The sequence below is a fragment of the Paenibacillus sp. NMA1017 genome (genome assembly GCF_058895805.1).
Genome location: NZ_JBZXYR010000006.1, coordinates 197,737 through 211,107, shown reverse-complemented (window position 1 = coordinate 211,107; position 13,371 = coordinate 197,737). Strand labels below are relative to the sequence as shown.

At 47.2% G+C, this 13,371-nt stretch carries 8 protein-coding genes; 4 read left to right on the top strand and 4 right to left on the bottom strand.

What is annotated here, in order from left to right:
* Positions 1 to 170 precede the first annotated feature (170 nt).
* The 4 genes from AC5ELV_RS16910 to AC5ELV_RS16895 all read right to left on the bottom strand — a co-directional run bounded on the left by AC5ELV_RS16910 (position 171) and on the right by AC5ELV_RS16895 (position 4,931).
* A complete protein-coding gene (locus tag AC5ELV_RS16910; RefSeq protein ID WP_493431093.1) occupies positions 171 to 1,508 on the bottom strand; it encodes a response regulator transcription factor in 1,338 nt (445 codons plus the stop codon).
* Positions 1,483 to 2,928: a sensor histidine kinase gene (locus AC5ELV_RS16905; RefSeq protein WP_493431092.1), complete on the bottom strand. Its 1,446-nt coding sequence runs from the start codon at positions 2,926 to 2,928 to the stop codon at positions 1,483 to 1,485. Before AC5ELV_RS16905 ends, AC5ELV_RS16910 begins: the two co-directional genes overlap by 26 nt.
* Positions 2,925 to 3,923, bottom strand: coding sequence for a sugar-binding protein (locus tag AC5ELV_RS16900; RefSeq protein WP_493431091.1), 999 nt, complete (start codon positions 3,921 to 3,923; stop codon positions 2,925 to 2,927). Before AC5ELV_RS16900 ends, AC5ELV_RS16905 begins: the two co-directional genes overlap by 4 nt.
* Positions 3,924 to 4,085: 162 nt before the next feature.
* Entirely contained in the window at positions 4,086 to 4,931 is an 846-nt protein-coding gene (locus AC5ELV_RS16895) for a Cof-type HAD-IIB family hydrolase (RefSeq protein ID WP_493431090.1), read from the bottom strand.
* Positions 4,932 to 5,195: 264 nt separating this feature from the next.
* On the opposite strand from AC5ELV_RS16895, the gene AC5ELV_RS16890 reads away from it, so the two are divergent.
* From AC5ELV_RS16890 to AC5ELV_RS16875, 4 genes are all read left to right on the top strand, one after another.
* The gene (locus AC5ELV_RS16890; protein ID WP_104496726.1) at positions 5,196 to 6,695 is read left to right on the top strand and encodes an alpha-glucosidase/alpha-galactosidase; all 1,500 of its coding nucleotides are present in this window, start codon (positions 5,196 to 5,198) and stop codon (positions 6,693 to 6,695) included.
* Positions 6,696 to 7,240: 545 nt separating this feature from the next.
* Positions 7,241 to 9,394: a glycoside hydrolase family 6 protein gene (locus AC5ELV_RS16885; protein WP_493431089.1), complete on the top strand. Its 2,154-nt coding sequence runs from the start codon at positions 7,241 to 7,243 to the stop codon at positions 9,392 to 9,394.
* Between the two features lie 171 nt (positions 9,395 to 9,565).
* Positions 9,566 to 10,501 carry a nucleoside hydrolase gene (locus AC5ELV_RS16880; protein WP_493431088.1) on the top strand — a complete coding sequence of 312 codons (936 nt, stop codon included), beginning with the start codon at positions 9,566 to 9,568 and terminating at the stop codon, positions 10,499 to 10,501.
* Positions 10,502 to 10,665: 164 nt separating this feature from the next.
* A complete protein-coding gene (locus AC5ELV_RS16875) occupies positions 10,666 to 13,341 on the top strand; it encodes a PAS domain S-box protein (protein WP_493431087.1) in 2,676 nt (891 codons plus the stop codon).
* The last annotated feature ends 30 nt before the right edge of the window (positions 13,342 to 13,371 follow it).

The window sequence follows — 13,371 nt, the reverse complement described above, 5'->3', positions numbered from 1 at the left end:
AACATGCGCTTATAAAAGAAAGGCCGGTTATCGTCTTCAATAAACGGACCTTTTCACGCACGATTTTGGCTTCGGTTCCCGAATTGGAGACAGAGGGGCTGAACCTAGCATTACCTTGTCATTTGAGCTTAAAAAAATCCATGCCGATAGTCGGCATGGATGAATCTCTACTATTTTTGGCCTTTGAACTCAGTGGGAGGAACGCCTGTTATCTTCTTAAAGACACGGCTAAAATAGTTAGGGTCCTTATAACCCACTTCAAAGCTGATTTCCTTCAGAGCAAGGTTACCCTCCTTGATCAGAGAAATAGCTTTATCAATCCGTAGCCGGGTTACGAAGTCGATGAACGTCTCTCCGTATTCCTGTTTGAAAATTTTACTGAAGTAGTGGGGATTCAAATGGACGAAATCAGCCACTTCTTCCAGCGAAAGCTCATCGTTGAATCGCTCCTCGATATACATTTTTGCTCTGCCCAGCATAGTCAGTGTTTGAACCTCCCGCTGTTCGCGTATCCGTTGCAGTGCTGACATGACGTACGTCTGCTGAAGCATTCCATTCTCCGCTTTGACGGCAAGCACAGAAGCGTTTCCAGCCTCTGACGACTTCAGTTCGTCAAAATGGCAGTAACCTCCATCGCGCTTGCGTAGGGTGGAGGCAAAAACGGCTTCGAAATAGGACTTGCGAAGTCCTTCCTCGCCGCTATGCAGCGAGCCGATTCCAATAGCTGTCTTAATGCCAAGTTGCTGCTGGGCAAGATCGGAGAGCTGCTGAACAAGGTGTTTAACCAGTTGCCGCCAGTCGTTTTCGCCGGTGGCAGGCGGCTTGCATAAAAAAGTGGCTACATGATGGTCGATCAAAGAGCTTACAATGGCATTCGGGCCATGAGTTTTTATATAGCTTCGGAAATGATCGTAAATTTTCTTTTTATCCTGCTCGTCCGTATATCCTTCAAAGGCGGCAATGATGGCGCTTCCCTGATCAAGAGGAAAGTCCAGCCATTCTGATAGCTGGGAAGCGCTCGAATCCACTGTCTGGTCGACCATAAGCATTAAAGCCAGTTCATTTTCTGCAAGCGGCATTAGCTGTGAGATTTTGTGCCTAAGCTCCAATTCTTCCGTACGTGCCCGCTTCTCGCACTCAATTTCTTCAATCAGTCGTTTCAGTGTGCCGATGATAAGTTCTCGCTTCGCCGGCTTCAGAATATATTCTTTTACGCCCAAAGAGAGCGCCTTCTGGGCATAGGCAAAATAATCGTAGGCAGTGACGAGCACAAATCGGGTATCGGGAAGCCGCTCCTTTAATTCACGAAGCGCTGCAAGCCCATCGATTCCGGGCATATTGATATCCAGAATGGCAATATGGGGACGGTGCTCTTCCGCACATTCAATCGCCATGCGACCGTTGCCGGCATGAATAAACCGGAATATCCCCGGCATCGCCCGTTCCACTGTCAATTCCAGTCCTTCTCTCTCTAAAGCCTCGTCATCCGCGATTAACAACCGATACATCAGTCTGCTCACTCTCCTTCTTGACTGGAATTCGTATTGTTATAGTAGTACCCCGTCCGGTACTGCTACTGATTTCAACCATTCCTTCTTTTCCGTAGAACAACTGCAGCCGCCTAAACACATTTTGCATTCCAAGTCCTGTTGAACTACCACTTTCGACTTCGCCTTCAAGACGGAGCACGGACAGTCGGGTTTCCTCCGTCATACCCTTTCCGTTGTCCGAGATTTCAATTTGTACATCCTCGTTCGCTCGCGACAATGTCAACGTGATAATGGCTCCGTCTTCCATATCTGCCACACCATGAAGAAAAGCGTTTTCAATAAATGGCTGGATCGTCAAGGCCGGAATTTGCTGGTTAAGAACGGAAGCGTCAAAGTGAAGATTAAAGAGAATTCTGTCCCGAAAGCGTGCCTGCTGGATGGTTACGTATTCGCGAATATGATCCAGTTCCTCCTGAAGTGTTACGGGTTTGTCCAGCTTCTGCAGGCTGTACCGTAGTAGATTGGACAGCGAAACGATCAGGTCGCTGGTTTTCTCCGCCCCTTCCAGGATCGCCAGCTTGGAGAGCACATTTAAGGTATTGAATAAAAAGTGCGGATTAATTTGATTTTGCAGAGCCAGAAGCTCCAGTTCCTTCACAAGCCGCCGCATTTCCAGACTCTGTTTATCCTTCTCAATGAGGATACTCAAATCGGCGGACATTTGCGAAATGGCGTCCGACAGTACGCCTAGCTCGTCATCCCGTCGCGGTGGGGGCTTGATATTCAGATCACCTGTGGCGATTCGCTTCGCCAGTCCGACAAGTCTGCCGACAGGGCCAGTAATGCTGCGCGAGATCCAGATTGCAAGCAACCCCCCCATCAGCGCGTTCATGCCGAACAATGCCACTCCCCATCCGTTCATTCGCTCATTTTTGTTCCGGATGTTCTCGATGATCGGCCGGTAATAGGCCAATTCAGCATCGATCAGTTGCTGTCCTTCCTCATGAATATAGCTGACGGTTTTCTCCGCTTCAATATAATGTTTAAAAGCCGATTGGGGATCTTGTGCCTTTGCATCCAGAACTGCGGCTTGTTTCTGTTCAAGAAATGTGGTCAACAGATTCACGTAGTCCTCCTCGGCGAAAGAAGGGTCGGTCGAGTCGGAGACTTCCTGAATTCTGCCTTTCAACTGCATTAATTGGTATTCTGTCGGACCCTGCATAGCCTTATCTTCTCTTGGATTAAGCAGATAGGCATATAGGAGCTTTAAGTTGCTCTCCGCCGATTCGGAGGTTTGCTCGATGAGAAGAATTCGGCCAAGCATTTCATCGTAGCTCTGTTGTACGACCTTTCCGCTTTGGAATACAAAATAAGCGATGATATTGGCGAACACAACTAGAAGAGGGATGAACAGAAGCAGCTTCGTTCTGATTGTCATCGTCTGTCATCTCCGGGCATGTTGTCGGGAGTGCCCGCATGCACCTCATATACCCTGGTGTATGTTAATTGCTGGGGATCATTCCCCTTTAGATAATCATTCAGCAATTTTATGGCCTTGGCCCCCATTTCTTCTGGCTGTTGAACAATGGTCAGTTTGATTTTGCGATCTTTGATCGCTTCCAACGTCTCGGCCATATCGTCAAAAGCGAAAATCTGCAAACTCCGCGCGCCGCGCCGCTCCGAGGCTTCCAGAATGCCAAGGCCATCCAGCGCACTGAATCCGACCATGTAGCGGATCTGCGGATACTGGGTGAGCATGTTCTGAGCTTGCTGGGCTGCCTGAAGACGTGAAATATTTGAGGAGCGAATCTCCACAAGGCGGAGCTTAGGATAGCGACCGATCACGGAACGAAATCCAGCAAGCCTGAGCCGCTGATTCTCGACGCGCTCGCTACTGATCATAACTCCAATGTCGCCACGCTCTCCAGAGGCTTTCGCTAACAGCGCGCCCATCTGTTTTCCTGCTCCTTCGTTATCCGTTCCCACGTAAGCTAGTCTACGAGAGTCTGGTTCATCCGTATCGATCGTGATGACGGGTATGCCAAGTCCGGCTGCTTTGTCGATTAATCGGCGATACTCTGGATCATTTATCCCTTGAACCAGAATTGCATCCGCCTTACTGGCGATCGCTTTATCCAGCAGTTTGACCTGCTCGGACGGATTAATGCGGTCCGGCCCGATATAATCAAGCCGCATACCGTACTGTTCTGCTTCCTTTCGGGCTCCTTGTTCGACTGACCGCCAGTAATAGTTATCCAACTCCTGTGATATCAGTACGACTTTTGTATCGGAAACCCCGTCTTTTGGAGAAACCGTCTTCAATAACTCTGCAAATTGGTGAATTTGAAAAGAAGACAGAGTGAACTGGAAGAGCATCCAGGCAAATAGCAGGAAGACTGGGATAAGGATAAATGTCCATTTACGGTTTGACATGTCTTGCTCCTTTGTAAAAAGTAGTGAGGAGATGGAGCTGAGCAGGCACTAAGTGAATTCCGTGGAAAGATAGCATTGGAGATAGGCCCCTACCAGTAGGATTAGGACATTTTTAAGTCCAGAAACTACTGCAGGGGCTTAAGTATAAAAAAAATAACTTCACTAAATCAGACCATGCTTTTTAAAGCTGTGAAACAGTCCATCTTCATCCACAGCATCCGTAATGTCATCTGCAATGGCTTTGAGGCCCGATTTGGCATTTCCCATGGCAATTCCTAGCGCACAATATTCAATCATTTCAGCATCGTTCATGCCATCCCCGATTCCAATCGTATCTTCCCTGGATATGCCCAAATGCTGAATAAGCTTCTCAATGGCAACGGCTTTATGAATACCCGGAACCATTAGCTCACCACTGTCTTGCCCGAAAGCAGATACAGTACATTGAATAACCTCAAATTTCCCTGCAAATTCCTTTTTGATTTGTTCAAAAGGAACATTTTTGTTTTCCAAAAAGCATGCTTTGTTCACGTCACTACGGTACAGGTTGTCCTCTCCTATAGTTAGGCCAGTGATAAAAGGATGCGGGCGTTGTTCTTTTTTTTCTCTGGCTACGGGATCATTGTCTACATCCCCATAGATAAGCCGTTCCACATGGGGCAAAAAGTTTTTACTCGCAAACAGTCCCCCGTTCGATTCCAAATAAAAGTCCAAATCATGTTCATCAAAGTAATCGACCATATGTTTAACGTCCTCATCCGATACTTTGTGGTGATAGAACATCTCGCCTTCGGTTTCTACAAAGCCCCCGCCAGCTCCGATGATCCCGTCAAAACCGACCTCCATGATAAAATCATAAATCTCCGCTTTGGATCGGCCAGTGCATAAATAAATCAGATGTCCGTTCTTTCTAGCTTCGATACATGCTGCTTTTGCAGATTCGGGAATCATACCATCATCATCCACTAGCGTTCCATCTATATCTAAAAAGATAATCTTTTTGTTCATCTTAGGCTGCTCCTTGCTCTACAATGTTTTCTTTTATGTTACTACATTTACCGCACTTAAAGTACATATTGAACTGAAAAAACACTATACAGAAAGAGAGAAACGGGATGGAGCAAAATGGAAATGGGTAACCTTCTGCTAAATCGAAAGTTAGGATTTTTGACACCTAAATACGAAACTGGTCATGATTTTGATAACGCTTTCCACAGCCCTATTGCTACAATGACGGTATATACCCATTCTAATTACCGGAGGTTGAATGCCGTGTCATTTAAAGTAGCTTTTATTGGAGCAGGAAGCATCGGTTTTACCCGTGGAATTTTACGAGATCTGTTATCGGTGCCGGAATTTAATGATATTGAAGTGGCTTTTACGGATATTAGTCAGCACAATCTGGATATGGTTACTGAGCTGTGCCAGCGGGATATTCGGGAGAACGGTTTGTCCATACAAATACAGTCTTCTACGGATCGAAAGATAGCTCTAAAGGACGCCAAATACGTCATTTGTACCATCCGGGTTGGCGGGCTGGAGGGCTTTGCAACCGATGTGGATATTCCGCTGAAATATGGCGTGGATCAATGCGTGGGCGATACACTGTGTGCAGGGGGGATCATGTACGGTCAGCGTGGTATTGCTGAAATGCTGGCCATCTGCAAGGATATCCGCGAGCTAAGTGCACCGGATGTATTGCTGCTGAACTACTCGAACCCCATGGCGATGATTACGTGGGCCTGCAATAAATACAGCGGTGTGCGTACAATCGGTCTATGTCACGGCGTCCAGCATGGGCATCACCAAATTGCCGAGGTGTATGGTCTGGAGAAGCAGGATGTGGATATTGTGTGCGCCGGAATCAATCACCAGACGTGGTACATTCAGGCGTCACATGAAGGCAAGGATCTGACAGCCGGACTGCTGGAGGCTTTTGAAAAACATCCCGAATATAGCCGCACCGAAAAGGTACGCATCGACATGCTTCGTCGTTTTGGCTATTACAGCACAGAGTCGAATGGTCATCTAAGTGAATATGTACCTTGGTACCGGAAGCGTCCGAATGAAATTCTGGACTGGATTGATCTAGGCAGCTGGATCAACGGAGAAACAGGTGGCTATCTGCGTGTATGTACAGAAGGACGTAATTGGTTTGAAACAGATTTCCCTAACTGGATGAAAGAAGATCCATTGGAGTACAAGGCGGAAAATCGCGGTGAAGAGCATGGTTCATATATTATCGAAGGTCTGGAAACCGGACGTGTATATCGGGGGCATTTTAATGTCGTAAATAACGGTGTGATTTCCAATTTGCCAGACGACGCGATCATTGAAGCACCTGGATATGTGGATCGGAATGGTATTTCCATGCCACATGTAGGAGACCTTCCACTCGGTCTTGCTGCCGTCTGCAATGTAAGTATTTCCGTCCAGCGTCTGGCTGTCGAAGCGGCTGTACACGGAGATGATAAGCTGCTGCGGCAAGCGTTTATGATGGATCCGCTGGTGGGTGCAGTTTGTAACCCCAAAGAAATTTGGCAGATGGTCGATGAAATGCTGGTGGCGCAGGAAGCATGGCTGCCGCAATACGGAGCAGCGATTGCCGAGGCGCGTCAACGTCTGGCTGCAGGCGATCTGATTCCAACCCGACCTTATGAGGGAGCAGCGCGACTTAAGGTGAAGACGGTTGAAGAAATGCAGCTGGATCGGGATGCCGCCAATAAAAATGCAGGGCAATCCGACAAAGGCAAGGATCGCGAAAAAGTGTAGAACAACAAGAGTAGAGATTGTCTCCACAACAATAAAAGGGTGTTTTCACGGTCATGTGGGCCTGAAAACACCCTTTTGCTGTCGATAGATATAACGATTTGGCATAGTTGGCGTTCTGGAGTTTATCATTGTCGATTTGGGCTGACGGAAATTAAAGAATGCGGTCTTGCTTTTTACGAATTCGCTCTTTTGCTGTCGATCCTAAATCTCCTGAAAGCTTGTCATAGCAGGGATGTTCAACAAATGAAAAAACCGATTTCAGAAAAAGAGGGGCCGCGATGAACCACTAGGGTGGCAATTCATATGCCTAATTAATAATGTAGTCCTTAATTTATTCAATTTACAGCAGATTTCCAGCTCACTATAATCTAACATAGGAGGTGACAAAAAGGGGAAAATGTGAGCGCATGAACGAATAGAAAGCGCTTACCTTTCACAACTATGAACGCCGCTTTTTTTTGGAGAGAGTAGGCGTAACTCACATTTAATCATGTAACAATCAGGTGCCGACATAGGAAGATTCAACAAAATCCACGGAAAGATAGGTGAAGCAATTGAAAACAAAGCAAGTGCTTCGTAAAAGCATGAAGTATGCTTTTGCGCTATCACTCGTCGCAAGCAGCTTTCTACCAGGTGCAGGATTTACGGATAAAATACATGCAGAATCCCATGTGGACAATCCTTACCAAGGGGCGACAAAATACATTAGCCCTGATTATGCGGCTAGTGTCGACACATCGATTGCCAAAATTACGGATGCTAATCTGAAAGCAAAAATGCAAACGGTCAAAACCTTCCCGACAGCCGTATGGCTTGATCGTATCGCTGCTATTAACGGCGGTGGAGGCAAGCTTGGCCTGGAAGCCCATTTGGACCAAGTATTGGCGCAAAAGAAAGGCAGTACACCGATTACGGCGGAATTTATTGTGTATGATCTGCCCGGACGGGATTGTCATGCCTTGGCTTCCAATGGTGAATTGCCGCTGACTCAGGCAGGTCTGGAAACATATAAAAAGGATTATGTTGACAAAATTGCTTCTATTTTTGCAAATCCTAAATATAAGGATATTCGCATCGTAGCGATCATTGAACCAGATAGTTTGCCAAACCTGGTAACCAATCTGGATGATCCTAAATGTGCGCAAGCCAAGTCTACAGGGATTTATGAAGCTGGCGTTAAGTACACAATGAATAAGCTGAACGAGATTCCGAATGTGTACAAATACGTAGATATCGGTCACTCTGGCTGGTTAGGTTGGGATAACAACCGTGCAGCAACGGTATCCCTGTTTACTACTATCTTCAAAGACACTAGCAAAGGTCTGTCCAGTGTAGATGGCTTTATCACGAATACAGCCAATACTTCACCGCTGACAGAACCTAATTTGCCTGATCCAAATCTGAATATCGGTGGACAGCCGATCAAATCGTCTAAGTACTACGAATGGAATCCTAATTTCGATGAATCGGATTTCGCAGAGTCACTGCATAGAGATTTTGTCAGCGCAGGCTGGCCAAGCTCACTCGGTATGTTAATTGATACAGGCCGTAATGGATGGGGAGGACCTAACCGTCCGACTTCCGCAGTCGGCAATGATATTAACTCCTATGTAAACTCAGGCCGTGTTGACAAACGCTCGCACCGTGGTAACTGGTGTAATAACAGCGGAGCAGGTATGGGAACGCCGCCACAAACGGCTCCAGCTGGCCATATTGATGCCTATGTATGGGCGAAACCTCCGGGTGATTCCGATGGTTCGAGCTCACTCATTCCGAACGATGAGGGTAAAGGCTTTGACCGTATGTGTGATCCTACCTATACAACCAAGGATGGCACATTAACAGATGCTTTACCGAATGCACCTATTTCAGGAGCATGGTTCCATGATCAGTTTGTAATGCTGGTACAAAATGCGTACCCTGCAATCGTGCCTTCCGATGGTGGTGTGGACCCAGCGCCTACAGCTCCAGCTGTACCGTCAGGCTTAAAGGCTGTTGTGGGCAATGCTCAAGTAACGCTGACTTGGAATGCGTCTACTGGTGCCGATAGCTACACGGTAAAACGTGCCACTAGCGAAGCAGGTCCTTTTACAGCCGTTGCGCCTCTTGTAACGGAAAGAGAGTACACGGATAAGGGACTGACGAACGGAACAACTTACTTCTATGTTGTAAGTGCTACGAATGCGAAAGGAACAAGTAAGGATTCCGCAGCGGTAAGCGCTGAACCTAAAGGTACACCGACTGATCCAACAGACCCTACAGAACCAGCGGGTGATCTGGTTGTAATGTACCGGGCCGGGGACACGGATCCAGCGAATAACGCAGTCAAGCCTTTCTTTAACTTGAAAAATAAAGGAACAACACCTGTGAAGCTGAGTGAGCTGAAAATCCGTTACTATTTCACGAAAGATGGCAGCCAGGAGCTGCAATCTGCAGTAGACTATGCGCAAGTAGGTAATGATAACGTGCTGCGTACCTTTACTGACAACTATATTGAAATTGGTTTCAGTCCTGCTGCCGGTACGCTTGCTGCCGGAGCGCAAACAGGCGATATTCAGATCCGCATCAACAAAAGCGACTGGTCTAACCTGGACGAATCCAATGACTACTCCTTCGATCCAACCAAAACCTCTTATGCAGAATGGAACAAAGCAACATTGTTCCACAATGATAAGCTGGTATGGGGAATCGAGCCTTAGGATTTGGACAGAATATGTGCGCTTGACTGAGAGAAGTGTTGAAAAAGGGCTACGGGATAACTGCCGTAGCCTTTTTTACGTCTTCGAATAAAGAATTTGATGACCAAGGGAATAATCATACAAATTGTGTATAATGAAAAAAAGAATGCTGTTCTACTGTGGAGGGTCATCATGAGCAAAAAGTTAATCTTAGATGTAGATACTGGCATTGACGACGCGCTTGCTATTGCGTACGCGGTCCATTCGCCGGAATTGGAGCTACTCGGTATTACAACCACCTTTGGTAATATCTCGGTGGAGGAGGCAACACGTAACTCACTGATTCTGCTGGAAAAACTGGGGGTAGAGGCTCCGGTCGTATCTGGCGCTCACAAGCCGTATGCTCGTGAGCTGTTCAAACCTTATTCCCGGCATATTCACGGTGAAGACGGTATTGGCAATCAGTTGAAAGGAGCGCCCTCCCGTCAGGCTGCGTCTGGGGATGCCGCTGATTTTATAATCGGACAGGCTCGTCGCTATGAAGGCAAACTTACCCTGGTAGCTGTGGGACCGCTGACCAATCTTGCGATTGCGCTGGATCGCTGTCCCGAATTGCCCCAATTGCTTGACCGCCTGATCATCATGGGCGGCGCGGTCACGGTGAAAGGGAATGTAACTCCGACGGCTGAAGCGAATATTTACGCCGATCCAGAAGCCGCAGCCTATGTGCTGGGAGCGGGCTTTCCGCTTACGCTCGTTGGGCTGGACGTCACGATGCAAACACTGCTTCCCCAGCAGGATGTGGACAAATGGCGTGAGCAAGGAACCGAGCTGGGCGCGTTTATGGCAGATATGACAGACTTTTATATGGAAGCTTATCGCAATTTCAGACCTGGTATTGCAGGCTGTGCTTTGCATGATCCTTTAGCCGTAGGGTTGGCTATTGACTCCAGTTTTGTGGAGACGCGTCCAATGCACATTGCCGTCGAGGTGGGGGATTCCGCAGAGGTTGGCCGCACTCGTGAGATGCCAAGTGAGGGTGAAGCTCATGGGCAGACAAGTGTGGATGTGGCACTTAAAGTAGATGCGGAGCGATTTTTGCGTCATTTTCTTAGCCGGGTGGTATAAAAAATTAATTCAAAGATTGCCGATGACCTGCATCGGCAATCTTTTGTGCATACATGTTTTAGTGGCTCTTACTATAGAGGTAACTCATCTCTATGAAAATCCCATATCATGTTAGAATAGATATAGATAGAAAAACTGCCGGACCACAAAGGAGGAGATTCATTGTGTTTTCTGCTGCTCAACGGCTGCCTTTGCTGGAACATATGTATAATCATGCCCCGACAGGAATCGTGATTTTGTCGAGGGAAGGGAAGTGCCTGTACGTAAATCCCGCTTTTTGCAAAATGGTCGGATATGAGCAGGAGGAATTACTGGATATCCGATATTACCATCTCTTGTATAAAGAAGCTCAGGATCAGCAAGGGCTGAGGGAGGCATACGCAGGTTGGCTAAAGGCTACGGATCAAGTCTATAAGACTGAATTACGTTTGAAACATAAACGGGGAACATCCGTCTGGCTATCGCTGGAATTAACCATATTTGATGATGAGGCTACCGAACAATCTTATTTGATTGCGTATGCAATGGATATCACGGAGAAAAAAGATATGGAGCAGGTGCTCTCGGACAATGAAGATCTATACATGTTGATTACGGAAAATACGCCGGATGTTATCTCATATAGCACGGCGGACGGCATACTCCAATATATTTCTCCTTCGGTGGAAAAACTCCTAGGCTATACCAAGCAGGAAATGCTCGGCAAAAAGCGGCTCCAATTCTACCATGTCGAAGATGCTGATTATATGCGTGTACATGGACTCTTCAAGGAAACAGGCATCATGAAGCGGCGTGTTCGTCATAAGGACGGGCACTATTTGTGGCTGGAAGTATCGTACCGCATTATTCGGGATGAACAGGGCAGGATCAAGCGAGTACTGTCCATCGGACGCAACATCACAGAGCGCCAGAAGAGCGAGGAGAATTTGGCAAAAGCTCAGCGGTTGGCGATGTTCGGCTCTTGGGACTGGGATCTGGTCAACAATGTTATGCATTTCTCCAAGGAATTTCGTAGCATTTTTGGTTATCGTGTCAAGCCGGTTGAGACAAGTATTGACGCGTTCATGGCGGCTGTTCATCCAGAAGATACAGAGCGCATGAAACAGATTATCACCAACGTTATATTAAAGGGAGTTCACGAAGAAACCTTTTACCGGATTGTATTGCCCAATGGGGAACAAAAGGTACTGCGTTCAATCTGGGAAGCTGAAATGGACGAGCATGCAGGCAAGCCCGTTCAAGTGGTGGGTATGATCCAGGATGTTACAGAGCACCGGGAAATGGAGCAGCGCCTGCGCGAAAGTGAAAACCGTTATAGGTCACTGTTTCAGCATAATCCACTTGGGATATGCGCCGTGAATATGGAAGGTCATATCTTGAGTGTGAATCCGAGTTTGGAGGAGCTTACGGGTTATACGAGGGACGAACTGCTTGGGGTTGACATACTTATCATGGCTTCCTCTGAGGAACAGGACAAAATCAAGCGTCATATGGAACTGGCCAAGCAGGGTGAGACGCAAACCTATGAATCGGAATTCATACATAAGGAGGGGGAGCGTCTATTCATCAAGATGACGAATATCCCGATTTTCGTGCAAGAGGAAATTGTGGGCTGCTACGGGATTATAGAAAATGTTACCCCTCTTAAAAGCTACATTGCTCAAATTGAAAAACTTAGTAATGAGCATTCGCTTATTTTGAATGCTGTATCCGAAGGAATTGTGGGTTTAAGTAACGAAGGACATGTCCGCTTTATGAACCCGGCAGCTGTCGAGATGTTCGGCGTAGGATCGACTAATCCGCTGAACGGCGCATGCATAGATATCATTCGCCATGCAGACGAGATTGGCAGCCATTTTCCGGACGAACAGTCCTCTATTCTTCAAGCGATTCGAAGCGGAGCTTCTTATCAGGCAGAGGAAGCAGTATTTTGGAAAAAAGGCGGGTCCAGCTTTCTGGCCTCCTATCGAATCAGCCCTTTGATGGATAATGGCGAGCGAAAAGGGGCTGTGATGGTTTTTGTAGACAGGACGAATGAAAAGGAGATCATTCGGGCCAAGGAGTCTGCTGAACGCGCCGATCGGGCCAAGTCAGAGTTTCTCTCTGTGATGAGTCATGAGCTCCGTACACCGATGAACGGCATTATAGGCATGGCGGGGTTACTCGCAGATACTGAATTGGATGAGGAGCAGCGTAGCTATATAGACATTATTACTAGTAGCAGTGGTGCTTTAATGCAGATATTGAACGAGATACTGGATTTGAGCAAAATCGAAGCTGGCAAAATGTCTTTGCTGCACGAATCCTTTGTGCTAGATGATGTGGTCGGCAGTGTGGCTGACCTATTCATGACGCAGGCTATGGAAAAAGGCATTGAACTGGAATGGCATGTGGATCAGGAAATGCCGGGGGTGCTGGTCGGTGATCATGTGCGTATTCGACAGGTGCTGGTAAATTTGGTGAGCAATGCGATCAAATTTACGGAGCGAGGGCGTGTTAATATCTTTGTGGAGAGAAAGGCTTACAGCCGTCGTAAAAATAGATGCCTGATTGAGTTCAGTGTAACGGATACTGGAATCGGTATCCCAGCAGACCGACAGCATCTATTGTTTCAGCCTTTTTCCCAGCTTCATCCGGCACTGAACCGAAAATATGGAGGGACGGGTTTGGGATTGTCCATCTGTAAAAACTTGGTCAAGCTGATGGGGGGTTCCATTGGTGTGGATAGCGATGAGGCCAGAGGAGCAACGTTCCGGTTCCAGCTGGATCTTAAGCTGCCGGAAGGTTCAACGCTCGCGAATATAAGCCGTGATGAACCTTATGAGTCAAAGGAAGGCTAAAAAGAGATAGCCGTGATGCATGATGCATCA